This is a genomic window from Gilliamella sp. W8128, assembly GCF_016100545.1.
In the GTDB taxonomy this organism is placed as follows: domain Bacteria; phylum Pseudomonadota; class Gammaproteobacteria; order Enterobacterales; family Orbaceae; genus Gilliamella; species Gilliamella apis.
The window spans coordinates 219,578-238,332 of the sequence record NZ_JACFSE010000002.1; the positions used below are offsets into that span (position 1 = coordinate 219,578).

19 protein-coding genes and 2 pseudogenes are annotated in these 18,755 nt (G+C 37.1%); 16 read left to right on the forward strand and 5 right to left on the reverse strand.

What is annotated here, in order from left to right:
• Nucleotides 1–186: 186 nt before the first annotated feature.
• Nucleotides 187–363 carry a hypothetical protein gene (locus H3U97_RS02630; RefSeq protein ID WP_165601679.1) on the reverse strand — a complete coding sequence of 59 codons (177 nt, stop codon included), beginning with the start codon at nucleotides 361–363 and terminating at the stop codon, nucleotides 187–189.
• Between the two features lie 130 nt (nucleotides 364–493).
• Between H3U97_RS02630 and H3U97_RS02635 the strand changes: the two genes are divergently transcribed.
• Genes H3U97_RS02635 through gpsA form a run of 3 tightly spaced genes read left to right on the forward strand, consistent with a single transcriptional unit; the run spans nucleotide 494 to nucleotide 2,498 of the window.
• Nucleotides 494–934 (forward strand): rhodanese-like domain-containing protein, encoded by a 441-nt coding sequence (locus tag H3U97_RS02635; protein ID WP_065651523.1) that lies wholly within the window; start codon nucleotides 494–496, stop codon nucleotides 932–934.
• A gap of 25 nt (nucleotides 935–959) precedes the next feature.
• Nucleotides 960–1,442, forward strand: coding sequence for a protein-export chaperone SecB (gene secB, locus H3U97_RS02640; RefSeq protein WP_086320457.1), 483 nt, complete (start codon nucleotides 960–962; stop codon nucleotides 1,440–1,442).
• A gap of 42 nt (nucleotides 1,443–1,484) precedes the next feature.
• A complete protein-coding gene (gene gpsA, locus H3U97_RS02645; protein ID WP_198197968.1) occupies nucleotides 1,485–2,498 on the forward strand; it encodes an NAD(P)H-dependent glycerol-3-phosphate dehydrogenase in 1,014 nt (337 codons plus the stop codon).
• A 251-nt stretch (nucleotides 2,499–2,749) separates the two neighbouring features.
• On the opposite strand, the gene H3U97_RS02650 is transcribed toward gpsA, so the two are convergent.
• On the reverse strand, nucleotides 2,750–3,724 hold the full coding sequence (locus tag H3U97_RS02650) for an ornithine cyclodeaminase family protein (protein WP_086360544.1): 975 nt from the start codon (nucleotides 3,722–3,724) through the stop codon (nucleotides 2,750–2,752).
• A gap of 200 nt (nucleotides 3,725–3,924) precedes the next feature.
• Here H3U97_RS02650 and aas point away from each other — a divergent pair, with 200 nt between their 5' ends.
• The 13 genes and pseudogenes from aas (at nucleotide 3,925) to H3U97_RS02710 (ending at nucleotide 14,612) form a co-directional block, all read left to right on the forward strand.
• Nucleotides 3,925–6,072, forward strand: a complete 2,148-nt coding sequence (gene aas, locus H3U97_RS02655) for a bifunctional acyl-ACP--phospholipid O-acyltransferase/long-chain-fatty-acid--ACP ligase (RefSeq protein ID WP_198197970.1) — start codon at nucleotides 3,925–3,927, stop codon at nucleotides 6,070–6,072.
• Between the two features lie 15 nt (nucleotides 6,073–6,087).
• Nucleotides 6,088–7,275 (forward strand): lysophospholipid transporter LplT, encoded by a 1,188-nt coding sequence (gene lplT, locus H3U97_RS02660; RefSeq protein WP_198197972.1) that lies wholly within the window; start codon nucleotides 6,088–6,090, stop codon nucleotides 7,273–7,275.
• Nucleotides 7,262–8,161: an N-acetylmuramic acid 6-phosphate etherase gene (murQ, locus tag H3U97_RS02665; protein ID WP_232343717.1), complete on the forward strand. Its 900-nt coding sequence runs from the start codon at nucleotides 7,262–7,264 to the stop codon at nucleotides 8,159–8,161. Before lplT ends, murQ begins: the two co-directional genes overlap by 14 nt.
• Nucleotides 8,162–8,384: 223 nt before the next feature.
• Nucleotides 8,385–8,751 (forward strand): annotated as a pseudogene (locus H3U97_RS11545) (PTS sugar transporter subunit IIA); the annotation flags it as partial.
• 65 nt (nucleotides 8,752–8,816) lie between these two features.
• A pseudogene (locus H3U97_RS11550) lies at nucleotides 8,817–9,356 on the forward strand (PTS system mannose/fructose/N-acetylgalactosamine-transporter subunit IIB); the annotation flags it as partial.
• 21 nt (nucleotides 9,357–9,377) lie between these two features.
• Entirely contained in the window at nucleotides 9,378–10,178 is an 801-nt protein-coding gene (locus H3U97_RS02675) for a PTS mannose/fructose/sorbose transporter subunit IIC (protein WP_065577640.1), read from the forward strand.
• A 16-nt stretch (nucleotides 10,179–10,194) separates the two neighbouring features.
• A complete protein-coding gene (locus tag H3U97_RS02680; protein WP_065651528.1) occupies nucleotides 10,195–11,106 on the forward strand; it encodes a PTS system mannose/fructose/sorbose family transporter subunit IID in 912 nt (303 codons plus the stop codon).
• Nucleotides 11,107–11,256: 150 nt separating this feature from the next.
• Nucleotides 11,257–11,625, forward strand: a complete 369-nt coding sequence (locus H3U97_RS02685) for a DUF956 family protein (protein WP_065577642.1) — start codon at nucleotides 11,257–11,259, stop codon at nucleotides 11,623–11,625.
• A 274-nt stretch (nucleotides 11,626–11,899) separates the two neighbouring features.
• A complete protein-coding gene (gene rpsP, locus H3U97_RS02690; RefSeq protein WP_034900786.1) occupies nucleotides 11,900–12,148 on the forward strand; it encodes a 30S ribosomal protein S16 in 249 nt (82 codons plus the stop codon).
• Nucleotides 12,149–12,167: 19 nt separating this feature from the next.
• Entirely contained in the window at nucleotides 12,168–12,698 is a 531-nt protein-coding gene (rimM, locus tag H3U97_RS02695) for a ribosome maturation factor RimM (RefSeq protein ID WP_065651530.1), read from the forward strand.
• 16 nt (nucleotides 12,699–12,714) lie between these two features.
• Nucleotides 12,715–13,467, forward strand: a complete 753-nt coding sequence (gene trmD / locus H3U97_RS02700; RefSeq protein ID WP_065577644.1) for a tRNA (guanosine(37)-N1)-methyltransferase TrmD — start codon at nucleotides 12,715–12,717, stop codon at nucleotides 13,465–13,467.
• A gap of 31 nt (nucleotides 13,468–13,498) precedes the next feature.
• Nucleotides 13,499–13,849 (forward strand): 50S ribosomal protein L19, encoded by a 351-nt coding sequence (rplS, locus tag H3U97_RS02705; RefSeq protein WP_034900792.1) that lies wholly within the window; start codon nucleotides 13,499–13,501, stop codon nucleotides 13,847–13,849.
• Between the two features lie 157 nt (nucleotides 13,850–14,006).
• The gene (locus tag H3U97_RS02710; protein ID WP_086365369.1) at nucleotides 14,007–14,612 is read left to right on the forward strand and encodes a MarC family protein; all 606 of its coding nucleotides are present in this window, start codon (nucleotides 14,007–14,009) and stop codon (nucleotides 14,610–14,612) included.
• 110 nt (nucleotides 14,613–14,722) lie between these two features.
• On the opposite strand, the gene H3U97_RS02715 is transcribed toward H3U97_RS02710, so the two are convergent.
• Genes H3U97_RS02715 through H3U97_RS02725 form a run of 3 tightly spaced genes read right to left on the reverse strand, consistent with a single transcriptional unit; the run spans nucleotide 14,723 to nucleotide 18,712 of the window.
• Complete coding sequence (locus tag H3U97_RS02715; RefSeq protein WP_198197977.1) at nucleotides 14,723–16,120, reverse strand: amino acid permease; 1,398 nt, start codon at nucleotides 16,118–16,120, stop codon at nucleotides 14,723–14,725.
• Between the two features lie 54 nt (nucleotides 16,121–16,174).
• Nucleotides 16,175–17,281, reverse strand: a complete 1,107-nt coding sequence (locus H3U97_RS02720) for an alanine/ornithine racemase family PLP-dependent enzyme (protein ID WP_198197979.1) — start codon at nucleotides 17,279–17,281, stop codon at nucleotides 16,175–16,177.
• Nucleotides 17,282–17,299: 18 nt separating this feature from the next.
• A complete protein-coding gene (locus H3U97_RS02725; protein WP_198197981.1) occupies nucleotides 17,300–18,712 on the reverse strand; it encodes an APC family permease in 1,413 nt (470 codons plus the stop codon).
• Between the last annotated feature and the right edge of the window lie 43 nt (nucleotides 18,713–18,755).

An 18,755-nucleotide genomic window follows, 5' to 3' on the forward strand; every position in this document is an offset into this window, starting at 1 on the left:
ATTGATGCCAATAACAGCATGAATATTTCAGTTCCCCCATCCCCATAGTTTTTATCAAGTATTAATGGGTTCACTTAGGATATTTATCGTCGATTTTATAAATTACAGTTATTGAACATGTTTGACCTTCATTTTGTATTGGACAATCATGATATTGAAAATAATCGGGTGCATTGGCATCAATTTCTAGAAAAATTCTCGACAGGTTAAATTTAGGTCAAACAATAATGGTTCACCTGTTATTTGCATGTTTTGATCTAAGTTTACGGTTTTATTTGTAGCATAATTATTTGGTTCGGCTAAAACAGACAAGATTACAGTAACTAAAAGCAATGCCAGTAAGATAAATCGTCTGAATAACATTAATTCTCTTCTTAGGATTCTTTAGTTCTTATTAGCTTAAAATAAGATTTCTCCCTTTAGATCTGTATTTCAGTAGACAATATCGTTATAATCTTATCTTATTTTTAATAAATTAGGTAATCATAAAAGTATGGACTTTGTTACGCTCGAAATTATACCTTTTGTCAAAAATCATCATTTACTTTCATTAGGTTGGATTGTGTTATTTGTTGCAATCATTGTATTAACCGTAAAAATTAAATTGTCAAAAGTGAAAATAATTAATAACGCGCAAGCAATTAATATGATCAATAAACAAAATGCGGTTATTGTTGATATTCGTTCAGCAGATAGCTTCAAAAAAGGGCATATTACTGAATCACACAACATTCTACCCGTTGATATTAAAAATGCTAGTGCGAAAACTATTGAAAAATTTAAAGAAAACATCATTATTGTGATTGATGAAAATGGCTTAACATCAGCAGGTATTGGTGAAGTATTAGTCAAACAAGGTTTTTTACATGTATTTACATTAAAAGATGGTATTGCTGGTTGGAACGGCGAAAACTTACCATTGGTTAGAAAATAATATAATTTTAAAATAAGGTTTTATCATGACAGAACAAAACAATACACAACAACCTGAAACACAATTTGCAATTCAACGTATTTACACTAAAGATGTTTCTTTTGAAACCAATAATGTCCCTGAAATTTTTACTAAGCAGTGGCAACCAGAAATGAATTTAGAGCTAAATTCAGCATCACAAGCATTAAGTGATGAAGTGCATGAAGTTTCTTTACGTGTTACCGTAACGGTAAAACAGCAAGAAGAAGTTGTGTATATTTGTGAAGTTACTCAATCAGGAATTTTCTCGCTTATTGGTTTTGATGATGCACAAATTCAACATTGTGTTGGTGCTTATTGTCCAAATATTTTATTCCCTTATGCGCGTGAAGTTATTTCAAGCCTAGTGAATAAAGGAACATTCCCACAGCTTAATTTAGAACCAGTAAATTTTGAAGCATTGTTCATTAACTATTTACAACAACAAGAACAACAAGCGCAAAATAGTGCAACTGAAACCTTACAATAATTGTAATTGTTAGGTTAATGAATAAAGTCTATTGGATTATATATGAGTAAAGATGCTGCAGTGACTGTAATTGGCGCCGGTTCTTATGGAACCTCGCTAGCAATATTACTAGCACGTAATGGCCATGAAACCTTATTGTGGGGACATAACCCAGATAAGATGGCTATTTTGCAGCATGATAGACAAAATAGGCAATTTTTGCCTGATATCCCTTTCCCAGATCAACTGCAAATTGAAGCTGATTTAGCCACTGCTGTTGCTGCTGCACCTATTTTACTTATTGTTGTACCTAGCCATGCGTTTGGTAGTATTCTTAAACAAATAAAACCATTGTTAAGAAAGGATAGTAAAATTGTTTGGGCAACAAAAGGGCTTGAAGTTGATACTGGACGATTATTACAAGATGTTGCACGCGAAGTTTTAGGTGACAAAATTCCATTAGCGGTTATTTCTGGTCCTACATTTGCTAAAGAAGTGGCATCTGGTTTACCCACTGCAGTTACTGTTGCCTCAACTGATGAACAATTTTTAACAGAACTACAAAATTTATTCCACTGTAGTAAATCGTTTCGAGTCTACAGCAGCAAAGATTTTATCGGTGTTCAACTTGGCGGAGCGGTCAAAAATGTGATTGCCATTGGTGCTGGTTTATCGGATGGACTTGGTTTTGGTGCTAATGCCAGAACAGCATTAATCACTCGTGGATTGGCTGAAATGATGCGATTAGGCGAAGCACTTGGTGCCGATCCCGCCACTTTTATGGGGATGGCAGGATTAGGGGATTTGGTGCTGACATGTACCGATAATCAATCTCGAAATCGCCGTTTTGGTATTTTACTGGGTCAAAACAAATCAATTCAAGAAGCACAAGAGATCATTGCTCAAGTGGTTGAAGGCTGTAGAAATACCAAAGAAGTTTGGTCATTAGCACAAAAATATCATGTCGATATGCCTATTACTGAACAAATCTATAAAGTACTTTACGAACATAAAGATCCAAAACAGGCAGCCATGTCATTACTGGGTCGCTCACAAAAAGAAGAGCTGAAAAGCTAAGTTTCGATCTTAGAACCGCCCTTACCTCGCATTATTTTATTGTTTATGGCTAATCTATTGTTGATGTTAATAAGTAATACCATTAACGACAATTTTAAGCGCTAAAAAAACCTTTCCTATAATTTTTGATTTTATAGAACTAACTTCTTATTAATATTCATAAGAAGCACTATTAATGCCAATTTTAGACATTAAAAAACCCCTTTCCTCAAATTTTTGGTTAAGGGGTGATTAAGAGTTAAAAAGAATTATTAGATAGTAGTTCCAATACCCTTTTGTTTAGCTTTCTGATAAATATCATAACCGACATAGACATCTAAAACTGCCGTTCCCACTGTTTTAAATAACGTGATTTGCTGATCGTTTTGACGACATTTTTGCGGGTCGATAACTAAATCTCCCAATTCATAAAAATCTTGTTTTGTGACTAAATTTTGATTAATTGGGTCGATAATATCACCAGCTTCAGCAAATACACCATCTTTAGTATCAAGTACACGAATATCTGCTTTTGCCACTATATTACTTGGGATTTCGTGCATTTCAGGTGTGTAAGCACCTACACCATTGATATGAGTTCCGGGTTTAACTAGCTCACCATTGAAAGTCACTTCTTTTGATGTAGTCACTGAAGTAATAATATCAGCATGGCGAATATCTTCATCCAAATCTTGTGAAAAATAGAGGTTAGCCGAAAAATGGCCAAATCGTTGTTTCATCTCTTCAGTAAACTGCTTGCCTTTTTTGGCATCAAGTCCATAAATAGCTACATCGGTTAACTGCCGTACCGTTAACATAGCTTCTAATTGTGCCGCTGCTTGCCCACCAGTACCAATTAATACTGCTCGTTTAGCATCTTTTTTAGCTAATAAATCCGTGGCAGCGCCTTGTACCGCACCGGTTCGCAATTGCGTAACAAATGTGCCATCTAATATCGCACAAACTTCGCCCGTTTGAGGATCGATCATAAACACTTGTGCCGGAACTGATGGTTTGCCCAATTTAGGATTATCAGGAAAAACCGAGACAATCTTTAAACCAACAACATCGTTTTCTTTAATATGGGCAGGCATAACTAGGCATTGTCCTTTTTGCATATCAAAATTAATACGTAAAGGCACTTCACTATTACCTTTAGTATAAATTTTTAATGCTTGCTTATCTGCTTCTACAGCATCTTTCATGGTATAAAATTGTTGGATATCTTGAGCTGTTAAAACTAACATTTTCATTCCTTACAGTTATTTAACTTTTATTTTACTTTTTTACTATTTATTGTCTATTAATTAATATTTCAAACTAGAAGAATTCGCATAACAAATTGTTTAATTTCAATTAAATCCAATTGAAATTTAGCTTCTTGTATATTGCAATTATTTTCACTATTATGACAGAGTGCAATTTTGCACGGAAATTGAGAAATCAGATGTTATTTAAAATATTAAAATTTTTTTTAAAGATTTTATTCCATGTCAAGATTCAAGGTAATCTTGATAACCTAAAACAAGACAGACTTCTTATCACCCCTAATCATGTTTCCTTTCTAGATGGCGTTTTAATCGGTGTATTTTTACCAGTAAAACCAGTATTTGCTATCTACGCAGGATATATTAATCACTGGCTAGTTCGTTTAGCCAAACGCTATGTCGATTTTGTGCCAATGGATCCATTAAGTCCTATGGCAATAAAAAAATTGGTCCGTGAAATTGAAAAAGGCCGACCAATTGTTATTTTTCCGGAAGGTCGAATCACCATAACCGGATCATTAATGAAGATTTATGACGGTGCGGCATTTGTTGCGGCACGTTCTCAGGCGACCATTGTACCTGTTTGGATAGAAGGAGCCGAATTTACCTTAACCAGTCGCTTAAAAGGCCTATTTAAACGTCGTCTATTTCCAAAAATTACTATTCATGTATTGGAACCAAAATCAATCCCCATGCCTGACGCAGCAAAAGCAAGTGATCGAAGATATATTGCTGGTGAAAAATTACATCAAATTATGATGAATGCCAGAATGGCAAGTCGCCCTAAATTAACCCTTTTTGAAGCTTTGCTCGAAGCTCAAGTTCGTTATGGCGTAAAATCACGAATGGTTCAAGACCCTACCACTCATGAAGCCTCCTATCGAAACTTACTTAAGCAGATCATCGGTGTAAGTTGTATTATTTCTAAAATTACCAAACCGAAAGAACGAGTTGGCCTATTACTACCTAATGCAACAATTACTGTTGCCACTATTTTTGGTTTATCAGTTAAAAATCGTATTCCAGCAATGCTAAACTACACGGCAGGTACTAAAGGATTAACCTGTGCAATTACTGCTGCTGAAATAAAAACCGTTATTACTTCACGTAAATTTATTAAAAAAGGGAAGCTTGATCACTTATTAGAAGAAATTAACGATGTAAATTGGTATTTCCTTGAAGATTTGCGTAGCAGTTTGAACTTTTTTGATAAACTATACGTTGCTGTACATCAATACATTCCTCGATTAGTTAAACGACGACAATCAAGTCAAGACGAGGCATTAGTGTTATTTACTTCCGGCTCAGAAGGCAATCCGAAAGGAGTTGTGCATAGCCATGGCAGTTTATTGGCTAATGTCGAACAAATTCGTACTGTTATCGATCCAACGCCTGCAGACCGTTTTATGTCAGCGTTACCTCTTTTCCACGCTTTTGGCATCACTGCAGGCTTATTTTTACCGTTGTTCTCTGGCAGTCGTACGTTTTTATATCCAAATCCATTACATTATCGTATGGTGCCCGAAATCATTTATGACCAAAACTGTACCGTGTTATTTGGAACACCTACATTTTTAGCCAACTACGCCCGTTATGCACATCCATACGATTTTATGCGTTTACGCTACGTAGTTGCTGGTGCTGAAAAACTTTCTGATGCGGTGCGTGAACAGTGGAAAGATAAATACGGTATTCGAATCTTAGAAGGTTATGGTGTAACCGAATGTGCACCCGTTGTTGCTCTTAATGTGCCGATGGCATTTAAAGCAGGTACCGTTGGTCGTTTGTTACCGGGCATGGAGTCAAGATTAATACCCGTTCCAGGTATTAGCAATGGCGGAGAGCTACAACTTAAAGGCCCTAACGTAATGAAGGGGTACTTACGGGTTGAAAAACCAGGGGTACTTGAAGAGCCTGTTGCTATTGATGAAAATGGTAATGTGGACAAGGGTTGGTATGATACCGGAGATATCGTTGCAATTGATAAAGATGAATTTTTAACTATTAAAGGACGATTAAAACGTTTTGCAAAAATTGCTGGCGAAATGGTCTCACTTGAAAGTGTTGAAGCTTTAGCTAAAAAGGTCGATGTTGATGCCATGCATGGCGCAACCGTAAAAGCCGATGCAGCCAAAGGAGAAGCGATTGTGCTATTTACAACCTCGACTAAATTAACTAGGGAACAGCTGAATCAAGCAGCGCAGGATTTAGGTATCCCGGCATTAGCGATCCCTCGAGATATTCGTGTTGTTAAAGAGTTACCATTATTGGGTACAGGTAAAATCGATTTTATTACCTTACGTAAAATGGCCGATGAGAATCAATAACAGCAAGGATTCGATATGTCTAAACAACCATTGTTATCAGTTGGCATGGCTGCGACCATGCTAGCTCAGTTTTTTTCAGCCTTTGCTGACAATGCAATTTTTTTTGCTATCCTTGCTTTTATTAAGCAGCTCCATTATCCAGAATGGAGCCAATCAGCATTGCAAATCGGTTTTGTAATTCCTTTTATCCTTCTTTCACCTTTTGTTGGTCAATTTGCTGACAGTATGTCGAAAGGCAAAGCGATGATGATTGCAAATGGGGTTAAATTATTAGGTGCAGCGCTTATCTGCTTAAATATCAATCCATTTTTAGGTTATTTTTTGGTCGGTGTTGGCGCTGCCGGTTACTCGCCAGCAAAATATGGTATTTTAGGAGAACTTACTTCCGGCGATAATTTAGTTAAAGCGAATGGCTTAATAGAAGCGTCAACCATTGCAGCTATTTTACTTGGTTCACTTGCCGGTGGCCATATTGCTGATTTAGATATTACATTAGCATTGCTTACTTGTGTTGTTATGTATGGGCTGGCGATGATAGCAAATATTTTTATCCCCAAATTACCTGCTGCTCGACAAGATATTGAGTGGAAGTTTTTGAGTATGATAAAAGATTTTGCTAAAACCTTTAAAATCATCTTTAACACTAAACAAGCACTCTATACTTTGTTTGGTACCAGCCTATTTTGGGGCGCCGGTATTACCCTGCGTTTTTTATTAATCAGCTGGGTACCCTTTGTTTTAGGTATTACCGACAATTCAACGCCAACAAATCTAAATGCGGTTGTGGCAATAGGTATTGTTGTTGGCGCAGGGCTTGCTAGTGCGACGGTTTCAATATCCAATACCCTTCGCTGTATTCCAGCTGGAATATTAATGGGATTGGCGGTCATCGCATTCACGTTACAAAGTCATATGATTAGCTCTTATATACTATTAGTTGTGATTGGTGCATTAGGCGGTTATTTTTTAGTGCCATTAAATGCACTAATTCAAAAAATTGGTAAAGAGCTTGTCGGTGCCGGAAGTGTTATTTCAATACAGAACTTAAGCGAGTATAGCGCAATGATGATTATGTTAAGTGCTTATACCTTAGCTGTCGCTGGTGGATTATCAGTCATTACAATTGGCGTCGGTTTTGGTATGCTATTTGCTATTCTTATTGCTTTTGTATGGTTAGGGTTAAAATCACATGCCAAACATTAATTTATCAGTAATGATTACTGAGAATCGCAACAATGCGAGCGAAAATATTGACTGCGCATCGACACTGGAAATTCTGCAAATTATCAATAATGAAGATAAACAAGTAGCACTTGCAGTCGAAAAACAACTTAGCTACATCGCTAATGCCGTGGATACAATTAGCGATGCATTCCTAAATCATGGCCGTTTAGTTTACCTTGGTGCCGGCACCTCAGGTCGATTGGGAATTTTAGATGCCAGCGAGTGTCCGCCTACTTATGGAACAGCTCCTGAACAAGTGGTTGGATTAATCGCTGGTGGGCATCCTGCCATATTTAAAGCTGTCGAAAATGCAGAAGATTCACCCGAATTGGCAATTAATGATCTAAAACATATTAATTTTAGTGCTAAAGATATTTTAGTTGGTATCGCTGCTAGTGGGCGCACACCTTATGTTATTGGCGGCATGCAATATGCAAAATCACTTGGCGCTACAGTGGTAAGTTTATGTTGCAATCCTAATGCACCAATGATTAATTTGGCTAATATTGCTATTACCCCTATTGTCGGAGCCGAAGTCATTACCGGTTCATCAAGAATGAAAGCCGGCACTGCACAAAAGATGATTCTCAATATGTTAACAACAGCCAGTATGATTAAAATCGGCAAAGTTTATGGTAATTTAATGGTTGATGTTGAAGCCACTAATGCTAAGCTTGTTGAAAGGCAAATATCAATTGTTATGCAAGCCACCGATTGCAACCGAGATACAGCTATAACAACGTTAAATCAATGTAATCAACATTGTAAAACAGCTATTTTAATGATTCTTGCCGGACTAACCGCTCAGCAAGCAAAAACAAAACTAGAACAAAATAATGGCTTCATTCGTAAAGCATTAGTATAAAATAATACCTAATTTATTCTCTTATTGAACAGTAGTCTTAGAAAGCATGGCATAATTTTTATATGTTAGTTAAATGAAGATTATTTAATCAGTTGACAATTATTGTTATTAATCTTTGATACAGATCAAGGTAATAGCTTATTTTGTTAACTAAAATAAAATTACTTTGCTTTATTTTATTAACTTTATATTAGCAATAATATAGAAACCTAGGAGGTACGTTATGGTTGGAATTATCCTAGCAACTCATGGTGAGTTTGCTGAAGGTATTTTACAATCAGGGACGATGATATTTGGCGAGCAAGAAAACGTTAAAGCCGTTACCTTGCACCCAAGTGATAGTCCAGATAGTTTAAAAGAACGGATGCTAGCAGCAATAGCTACTTTCGATAACCAAAACGAAGTACTGTTTTTAGTTGATTTATGGGGTGGAACGCCATTTAATCAAGCCAATACACTCTGTGGCGAACACCCAAATTGGGCTATCGTTGCTGGCTTGAACCTTCCCATGCTGATCGAAGCCTATTCATCACGTTTATCCATGGATAGTGCCAAACAAGTGGCTGCAGCAATTATAGAGTCAGCTCAAGAAGGAATTCGAACAACTGTTGAAATTGCGGCTAAACCACAAGTAAACAACCAACAATCAAATACTATCCCAGAAGGTACTGTGTTAGGTGATGGTAAGTTGAAAATAGTATTAGCTCGTGTTGATTCGCGCTTATTACATGGTCAGGTGGCGACGTCTTGGACTAAAGCAACTAATCCTAATCGGATTATCGTGGTTTCTGATTCAGTAGCCAAAGATGAATTACGGAAAAAACTAATTGAAGAGGCGGCTCCTCCTGGTGTTAAAGCTAATGTCGTGCCAATTAAAAAGATTATTCAAGTTGCCCATGATCCGCGTTTTGGCAATACCAAAGCCTTATTACTGTTCGAAAACCCTGAAGATGTACTGCGAGCTTTAGACGGTGGTGTCGATATTGAAACATTAAATGTGGGTTCAATGGCACATTCAGTTGGCAAAGTAATGGTCAACAAAGTGTTATCAATGAGCGCTCAAGATGTTGACGCATTCGAAAAATTGAAAGCGAAAAATGTGAAATTTGATGTTCGCAAAGTACCTAATGATTCAAACGATAATATGGATGAATTATTAAAAAAAGCGAAACAAGAATTAGCTCAACAAAACTAGTTTAATTAAGGGGTTATTATTATGACTTTATCAATTGTTGCTATCATTCTAGTGATAGTTATTGCTTTTTTAGCCGGGATGGAAGGTATTTTGGATCAATTCCAATTCCACCAACCATTGGTTGCTTGTTCATTAATTGGTCTGGTAACAGGTAATCTAGAAGCAGGCGTCGTACTTGGTGGATCATTACAGATGATTGCATTAGGTTGGGCGAATATTGGTGCAGCAGTAGCACCTGATGCAGCTCTTGCTGCTGTAGCTTCATCGATTATCTTAGTGCTTGGTGGTCAAGGTGTTGCAGGTGTATCAACTGCGATTGCCGTCGCAATTCCACTTGCTGTTGCTGGCCTGTTTTTAACTATGATTGTGCGAACAATTGCAGTACCTTTAGTACACTTAATGGATGCTGCGGCTGAAGAAGGTAATATTCGCAAAATAGAATGGCTACAAATGTTAGGTGTTTGTTTACAAGGTCTACGTATTGCTATTCCAGCTGCTGCATTATTATTTATTCCTGCTGAAGCCGTCAAAGAAGCGTTAAACGCAATGCCTGAATGGTTAACAACGGGTATGGCTATTGGTGGTGGAATGGTGGTTGCCGTTGGTTATGCTATGGTAATCAATATGATGGCAAACCGCGAAGTTTGGCCATTTTTCATTATCGGTTTTGTGGTTGCGGCAATATCACAATTAACTTTAATTGCACTCGGTGCCTTAGGTATCGCTTTAGCACTGATTTATATAAACCTTTCTGAACGTGGCAATTCATCAAACGGTGGAAGTAAAGGCGATCCACTTGATGATATTTTGAATGATTACTAGGAACTTGGAGAAGAACATGACAGATCGAATTCAATTAAGCAAAAAAGACCGTTTAGCGGTAGCTTGGCGTTCAACTTTCCTCCAAGGTTCTTGGAATTATGAACGTATGCAAAATGGTGGTTGGGCCTATTCAATGATTCCCGCTATCAAAAAATTATATACCACAAAAGAAGACCGTTCAGCAGCTTTGAAACGCCATTTAGAATTTTTTAATACTCACCCTTACTTAGCATCACCAGTACTCGGTGTAACTCTAGCCTTAGAAGAAGAACGAGCTAATGGTGCACCGGTTGATGATGTTGCAATTCAAGGGGTAAAAGTGGGAATGATGGGACCTTTAGCCGGTGTAGGTGATCCTGTGTTCTGGTTTACTGTTCGTCCGATGCTCGGCGCACTTGGTGCATCACTCGCCCTAAGCGGTAACATTTTAGGACCAATTTTATTCTTCTTATTTTGGAATATTATTCGTTGGAGCTTTATGTGGTTTACCCAAGAATTCGGGTACCGTACTGGTTCAAAAATTACCGACAATTTAGGTGGTGGTTTGCTACAAAAAATCACCAAAGGTGCATCTATCTTGGGGATGTTTGTACTAGCAGCATTAGTGCAAAGATGGGTTTCAATAAAATTCCAACCAATTGTATCAACGGTTAAATTAGATAATGGTGCATTTATCGATTGGAATTCCCTTCCAGCTGGTGCCGAAGGTATTCACCAAGCATTGATTCAAATGCAAAGTGGATTGGCGCTTAACCAAGAAAAAGTCACCACCTTACAAAATAACTTAGATCAGTTAATACCTGGACTGGTGCCATTATTATTAACTTTCTTATGTATGTGGTTACTTCGTAAAAAAGTATCGCCAATTTTAATTATTCTTGGACTATTTTTAGTCGGTATTATTGGTCACGTTGTTGGTCTTTTATAGAAATAATCGTTTTGACTAAAAAAATTGAGGAGAGCACTTTTTAAAGCAAAAATTGTCGCTTTCCTCAAACATTAATCACCCTTTTTTCAAAATAATCGAGAAAGGGTGTAATGAGTAACTCAAATTTGCATCAGGGATACAAACAACTAAATGGTTCAGTCATTAAATAGCAAAATAGATTTAACCGTAAAAGCGACTGCTTTTTCAGGACTTTCAGAATACGGTCATATTATGATTGGCGATAAAGCGTTCGAATTTTATCATCAGCGAGATCCGCGCAAATATATTCAAATACCTTGGGAAGAAGTCGATTATGTCATTGCATCGGTATTTTTTAAAGGAAGATGGATATCACGTTACTCTATACAAACCAAGAAAGATGGTACATTTGCCTTTGCATCTAAAGATCCCAAACAAGTATTAAGAGCTATCCGAGTATATGTTGATGGTCAGAGAATGGTTAAATCATTAGGTTTTTTTGATGTTTTAATTCGCGCATTTAAGCGTAAAAAGTCTTAATTATTGGGCAAACAGCTATTTAAAAGGCTAACTATCGCAATATCATAATTCAGCTAATTAACCAACATAGCTTAAGCTTATTATTTATAATATAAATTGGTTAAAAGATTAATTTATATTCATTCATAACAAAACTTGCCAATAACTAAATCCACCACGCTTTTTCACACTCAATCAATCATTGCACTTTTTGCTAGAAAGAGTATAATTCTGGGGCTTTGATTTTGTCCATGTTGGGCAAAAGAAAGATTATTTTTTAATTTAAGAGGATGTTATGGTAACTATTCGTTTAGCTCGTGGTGGCTCTAAAAAGCGCCCTTTTTATCAAGTAGTTGTCACTGATAGCCGTAACCCACGTGATGGTCGTTTTATTGAGCGCGTTGGCTTTTTTAATCCAATTGCACAAGGTAAAGCAGAAGAATTACGTTTAGATCTTGATCGCGTAAATCATTGGGTTGGTTTAGGTGCAACCGTTTCTGATCGTGTTAATGCATTGATCAAACAAGCACAAAAAGCTGCTTAATTAAGTAATAGTAACTGTGATGATGAATACTGAGAATCTAATTATTGTTGGTAAACTTGGTTCAAGCTACGGCATTCGTGGATGGCTCAGAATTTTTTCGTTTACAGAATTTCCAGATAGTATTTTTGATTACAAACCTTGGTATATCCAGCGTGCTGGAAAATGGCAAGAAGTAATTGTAGAGAGCTTTAAACCGCATAATCAGGACATGATTGTCAAACTCAAAGGCGTTGATGATCGCGACCAAGCTAATGCGTTAACCAATGCTGAAGTATTTGTTGATGCAGAAGAATTGCCTGAATTAAATCAAGGTGATTTTTATTGGAAAGATCTCATTGGCTGTCGAGTAAAAACAGTTAATGGTTATGACTTAGGTCAGGTAACTGATTTAATGGAAACCGGTTCTAATGATGTATTGGTTGTTAAAGCAAATCTAAAAGATGCATTTGGAGCAACAGAACGTTTAATCCCTTTTGTTGAAGAACAATTTATTAAACAAGTTGATTTAACAACAAAAATGATTGTGGTCGATTGGGATCCTGCATTTTAATTGGTAAGGTAAGAATATGTGGATTGGCGTAATTAGCCTTTTTCCCGAAATGTTCCAAGCTATTACCTGTTATGGCGTAACTGGTCGAGCCGTTAAAAATGGGCTGTTAACAGTAGATTATTGGAACCCGCGCGATTTTGCGCATGATAAGCATAAGACTGTCGACGATAGACCTTATGGTGGTGGTCCCGGCATGTTAATGATGGTACAACCACTTAGAGATGCGATTCATGCAGCCAAAGCTGTAGCAGGTGAAGATACTAAAGTAATCTATCTTTCCCCACAAGGGCGCAAATTAAACCAACAGGGAGTTTGCGAGTTGTCACAATATCAAAAATTGATTTTGATTTGTGGACGATACGAAGGTATAGATGAACGCGTTATCCAAACCGAAATTGATGAAGAATGGTCAATTGGGGATTACGTGTTAAGTGGCGGTGAATTACCGGCGATGACAATGATTGATGCATTAGCAAGGTTTATCCCTGGCGTGTTAAATCATGAATCATCAGCAGAAGAAGACTCTTTTGCTAACGGTTTACTTGATTGCCCTCACTATACTCGTCCAGAGGTGTTAGATGGAATGGCGGTGCCCGATGTATTAATGTCTGGTCACCATGAAGCGATTCGTCGTTGGCGATTAAAACAATCACTAGGACGAACTTGGTTGAGAAGAGAAGATCTTCTTGAAAATCTAGCTCTGACTGATGAAGAGCAACGTTTACTCGCTGAATTCCAACAGGAATATCGTGATAAACCGAGCCAATAATATTTCAGTATAACTAGTAAGAGACAAAATTATGAAAAATGCAATTATTCAGCAATTAGAACAAGAACAAATGAAAAAAGACATCCCGTCTTTTCGCCCGGGTGATACGGTAGAAGTTAAAGTATGGGTTGTTGAAGGTAACAAAAAACGTCTTCAAGCATATGAAGGTGTAGTTATAGCTATTCGTAATCGTGGTTTACATTCTGCATTTACAGTACGTAAAATTTCGAATGGCGAAGGTGTTGAACGAGTATTCCAAACTCACTCACCAATTGTTGATTCAATTACTGTGAAACGTCGTGGTCAAGTACGTCAAGCTAAACTTTACTACTTACGCGAACTTCGTGGTAAAGCTGCTCGTATCAAAGAGCGCCTTAACTAATTCCAATTGGTTCATATTTAATAAACTAATTAAAATATATCCAATTAAAATGGTCACCTTTATGGTGACCGTTTTTATGTGTATAGTAAATGTTCATTCCCGCCAACAATCGTTGACACATTTCAAGCAACATCTAGTGATAAAAAAAGGTAACACTATGGACAACTATCTTGTTGAGATTCTTGCCACCACAACCAAGTTATTTGCATTGATGACGCCACCAGCTGTGCTAAGTGCATTTTTAAGTGGCACTAAGCAGTATGATGAAGCACAACGCCGTAAAACGGCACTTAAAACATCGTGTGCGGTGTTCATTATTGGTATTGTGCTATTCTTTTTTGGTAATGCCATGTTTAGTGTATTCGGTTTTACACTCGATGCGTTTAGAATTGGCTCGGGAGCATTACTGTTTATTACCGCTGTTGCTTTAATGAATGATTCACCGGAAAAAAATAAAATTCATAGTGATGATGATGATATTAGTGTCGTGCCATTAGCAATACCGCTATGTATGGGGCCGGCATCCATCGGTACAATTATTGTAATGGGCACAAGTTCAGTTGGTATTATGCAAAATCTGATTGGCGCGCTTTCGTTATTGATCGCCTCAAGTGGTATTTACGCCATGTTACTATGTGCCAAAAGCATTGCTAAAGTGTTAAAAAATACCGGTATTGCCATTTTGTCAAAACTCACCGGATTATTAATATCAGCGATTGCGGCACAAGTTGTTTTTACTGGCGTTGCTGCATTCCTAAAATAAGTCAGGCTAGCCCTCTTTCAGATAGAAATAAAGATAGAGAAAGTTATCACTGATAGTATGTAATCACCTTTAATTTAGAGTTTAGGTGATTACATAAATAACGAATAAAATTAATTTAATTTATTATTTAAATGTCGTTTTTTGAAAAAGTAGTATGAACTCAAGATAACAAAAATTAAGATTACCTCAGATAATAAAATAAAATGTCCTGATTCACCAAACCATACGCCAACAATAATAATAATGTTAACGGTAATGGAGATCATCGCTAACCAAGGAAATAGCGGTGATTTAAATTTAATCATATCTTTACTGTATTTACCTTGATTCACACCTTTACGAAATTGGTACTGACACCAAGCAATAATTATCCACGCAAAACAACCAACTTGTCCGGTACTTGCTACTAAATAGAGGTATAATTTTTCAGCTGCGATATACTTGGAAAATAACGAAACTAAAGCAATAATGGCAATAAACAATATTCCTTTGGTTGGCACGCCACGTTTATTCACTTCTGAAAAATATTTTGGTGCTAAATTATCCTGAGCCATCGACCATAACATTCTAGAACTAGCATAAATCGCCGAATTAGCAGCCGAAATCGCCGCGCAAAAGATAACAAACAGCATTGCATAAGATGCAAAGGTTATCCCTGCTTTATTGAATACCCAAACAAATGGGCTAATTTCATCATGTGTTGTACCATAGGGATATACCAGTGCTAACACGGCAATCGCTAACACATAAAACAAAATTATCCGAAACGCCACACCGGTGATAATTTTCGGTAATACCGTTTGAGGTGATTGCGCTTCACCGGCGGCACTACCAATTAATTCCACCCCCTGAAATGAATAAGTCACAATAGTCATACAAACAAAGATGGATAAAAAGCCATTAGGGAACCAACCTTGATCGGTTTTAAAGGTAGGTAACTCATGCGTTTGATTATATTGTTGATAAAGTAGATATATACCAACTGCAATAAACGCAATAATAGCTAATACTTTAATCGTTGAAAACCAGTATTCACTTTCACCAAAAGCACGAACAGAGGTTAAATGAACACAAGTGATAACAGTTAGAATAATTAGACTAAGAATGTAGATAGGAATAGAGGAAAAAACTTGATGAGCAATCATAGACGCCGCTGTTAAGTCAGCAGCCATAGATAGTACCCAGCTTAGCCAATATAACCAACCAATGGTATAACTCCAGATAGGATGTGGAATAAACATTAATGCATAATGCTGGAAAGACCCTGCATGAGGGAATGCACAAGAAAGTTCACCTAAGCAAAGCATGGTTGACAGCATAATACTGCCGGCAAGTAGATACGCGATAATGGTCCCTAAAGGCCCAACCGTGCTAAGTGGCGCTGCAATACCAATAAATAATCCGGTACCAATTGAACCACCTAATGAAATCATCAATAAATGACGATTCTTTAAGTTTTTCTTTAAAGTACTGGGATAAGGACTTTCTTGAGGTTCTGATGTTGCCATGTAAACCGCCTAGTAATCAATAATAGCTGCTGGTTGCCCAGCAGCAGTTATATATTAATAAACAAATCGTTTTTCTACGCCGTTGGTTTGGCAAGCCATAAGCAGAGCTGTGTAATCAAGCTCAAAAACAATCATATCGCCAACTCGCAATGTTTCAGAAACATCTTCAATATCAACGATAGTATGATCACTCGTTTGACCTAATACCGTAATGTTATCATTAACCGGTACACAGCTTTCCGCCGGCACATCTTGACGACCAAAAGCAAGTAAAGCTCGTTTACGAGTACCGTGATCAACAAAGGTTTTGCTGTTCAAAAAGGCATCAACACCTAATTCACCAACAGGCACGGTAGGTTTACTATTAAGCTCGATAACTTGTGCATATAATTTATACATGTCACTACAAGCTTTCTCGACAGGTTTGTTTGAGTGATGAAACTCATCAAGATATTTCATATCGACATACTCAATACCAAACTCATGTAAACCACCAATACGAATGTGATTAAGCCCTTCTGGCCAGATCCCTTTATCAAGTAGATGGTAACTTGTACAGTTACCAGCAGATAGATATTTGATCTTGATATTACAAGCTTCTTCTACTTTGCGTGCTATGTGTAAAAAATCTACGCCATTTTTCACTGTCGGTAGCACAGTTCCATAGCAGTTAAAGTTAGTACCAAGCCCATAAAGCTCAACACCGGGTAAAGAAAGGATCAGTTTGACCGTTTCAATAATATCGTCTAGATGTTCAAACCAAATCCCTTCGCGTAAATCACCCATATCCACCATTAATAAAACTTGATGGACTTTTTGCTGTTTTACCGCTTCATCAGAAAGTGCTTGAATAACTTGTTTTTCACTGTTTAAACTGATATCAGCATACTTAACAACTTCACTGATTTCACTTAAACAAGGGCTGCGTAATAGGCAAGTTTTACAATTTAATGCATCTTTAAGTTTCTTCAAATTGTAGGTTCTTGATTCGGCGATAACATCAATACCGCCATCAAGTACCGCTTTGGCGGTCTCCACACAACCGTCAAAGACTTTATTTACTGCCATTACTTCAATGCCGTGTTTAGCTAATAGCTCTTTTTCAACACGAGCATTGTCTTTTAATTTACCTAAATCAATTTCTAATATAGGTTTGTACATAAATTACTCCTCTATATCTTATTGTTGTTGCAAGCGATTACGTTTTTGTGCGCGATGGTATATCCATTCAGCTAACACAATTGCAAGCACTGCACCACCAACAATTTTCGCGATATACTCAACATATCCACCCATATCAATTTGTGCTGGTGGAATAAAGACTAAGATCACCGCAAATAATGTAGATAAGAATCCTAAACCTGGTAAAACAATTGGTAATACTTTACCTGGGATCTTAAAGCTACGAGGTACATCTGGTTGAGTAATACGTAAGCGATAGTAAGCAATAAACATCACTAAATAAGGGATAAAGTAACAAATGGTTGTTAATGCAGTTAACATCCAATATGCAGCAGCAATACTTGGTGATACGAATGTTGAGAAACAAAGTACCGTTACAATGATTGCTTGGATAACTAAAGCAAATGCTGGTGTTTGATATACAGGATGTAAACGACCAATACGTTCGCCAAGTAAATTATCTTCTTTTGATGCTTCTTGTAACATATAGATAGGACCAACTAACCATGAGTTAATTTGACCCAATGCACCAAAGAATAAACAGATTGCCATTACAGGTAATAACCAAGGCATATGTAACTCTTGAGCGGCAGCTTCCATCGCTTGCATTACACCGGCAACAATATCGGTATCAGCAGCAGGTAATAAAGTATTAATTGCCCAAGTACCGATCATATAGATACCCACAATAACAATTGCAGATACAGCCATCGCTTTAGGGAAGTCACGTTGTGGATTACGAGTACGACCAGCAATCATTGGTGCCACTTCAAGTCCAGCAAAAGCGAACATCATGCTTGATAAAAATACAATAGTATCCCAGCTACTTAAATCCGGAATCCAATCACTAACATGGCTATAATCAGTTGCCATTGGGTGACCAGTCATTAACCAGACAATAGCTAATAACACGATAATACCAGCAGGAATAAATACCCCTAACCATGCACTAACACTGTTTATAATTTTAGTCCATTTCATCCCTTTGATATTCATTAATGTTAAGATCCAGAATACCACCATGGAGCCAACACCAATAAACACCTGATTCTGTGCTAATTCAGGACTAAACATGTAACCAATTGCAGTAAAACCAAATTGCAACATAAGTGGGAAGAAAAGCACGCATGAAAATAGGAAACAAACGACTACTATCCAGCCAATTCGTTTACCAAACGCTTCTTTTACCCAAACAAATATCCCACCATCTTTTGGCCAACCAGTAGAAAGTTCACCACAAACCATAGCTAATGGGAAAAACAGACAAAATGCAGCAAGTAGCCAAAGGACCATTGCTGACGCTCCATAAGGAGCAACATTAGGAATTTGACGTAAACTTAGAATCGCAATGACATTCATAAACACAATGTCTTTAATACCAAGTAAACTTGAATCTTTAGAATCACTCATAAAATAACCTCACATTATAATATCTGGAGCACTAAGTGCCCCA

Coding starts and splice junctions, on each gene's coding strand:
- H3U97_RS02725 (WP_198197981.1), bottom strand. CDS start 18,712: ATGAGTGATTCTAAAGATTCAAGTTTACTTGGTATTAAAGACATTGTG.
- murQ (WP_232343717.1), top strand. CDS start 7,262: ATGCCAAACATTAATTTATCAGTAATGATTACTGAGAATCGCAACAAT.
- H3U97_RS02630 (WP_165601679.1), bottom strand. CDS start 363: ATGTTATTCAGACGATTTATCTTACTGGCATTGCTTTTAGTTACTGTA.
- rpsP (WP_034900786.1), top strand. CDS start 11,900: ATGGTAACTATTCGTTTAGCTCGTGGTGGCTCTAAAAAGCGCCCTTTT.
- H3U97_RS02715 (WP_198197977.1), bottom strand. CDS start 16,120: ATGGCAACATCAGAACCTCAAGAAAGTCCTTATCCCAGTACTTTAAAG.
- lplT (WP_198197972.1), top strand. CDS start 6,088: ATGTCTAAACAACCATTGTTATCAGTTGGCATGGCTGCGACCATGCTA.
- rimM (WP_065651530.1), top strand. CDS start 12,168: ATGATGAATACTGAGAATCTAATTATTGTTGGTAAACTTGGTTCAAGC.
- trmD (WP_065577644.1), top strand. CDS start 12,715: ATGTGGATTGGCGTAATTAGCCTTTTTCCCGAAATGTTCCAAGCTATT.
- gpsA (WP_198197968.1), top strand. CDS start 1,485: ATGAGTAAAGATGCTGCAGTGACTGTAATTGGCGCCGGTTCTTATGGA.
- H3U97_RS02685 (WP_065577642.1), top strand. CDS start 11,257: ATGGTTCAGTCATTAAATAGCAAAATAGATTTAACCGTAAAAGCGACT.
- H3U97_RS02650 (WP_086360544.1), bottom strand. CDS start 3,724: ATGTTAGTTTTAACAGCTCAAGATATCCAACAATTTTATACCATGAAA.
- H3U97_RS02710 (WP_086365369.1), top strand. CDS start 14,007: ATGGACAACTATCTTGTTGAGATTCTTGCCACCACAACCAAGTTATTT.
- H3U97_RS02635 (WP_065651523.1), top strand. CDS start 494: ATGGACTTTGTTACGCTCGAAATTATACCTTTTGTCAAAAATCATCAT.
- H3U97_RS02675 (WP_065577640.1), top strand. CDS start 9,378: ATGACTTTATCAATTGTTGCTATCATTCTAGTGATAGTTATTGCTTTT.
- rplS (WP_034900792.1), top strand. CDS start 13,499: ATGAAAAATGCAATTATTCAGCAATTAGAACAAGAACAAATGAAAAAA.
- aas (WP_198197970.1), top strand. CDS start 3,925: ATGTTATTTAAAATATTAAAATTTTTTTTAAAGATTTTATTCCATGTC.
- H3U97_RS02680 (WP_065651528.1), top strand. CDS start 10,195: ATGACAGATCGAATTCAATTAAGCAAAAAAGACCGTTTAGCGGTAGCT.
- secB (WP_086320457.1), top strand. CDS start 960: ATGACAGAACAAAACAATACACAACAACCTGAAACACAATTTGCAATT.
- H3U97_RS02720 (WP_198197979.1), bottom strand. CDS start 17,281: ATGTACAAACCTATATTAGAAATTGATTTAGGTAAATTAAAAGACAAT.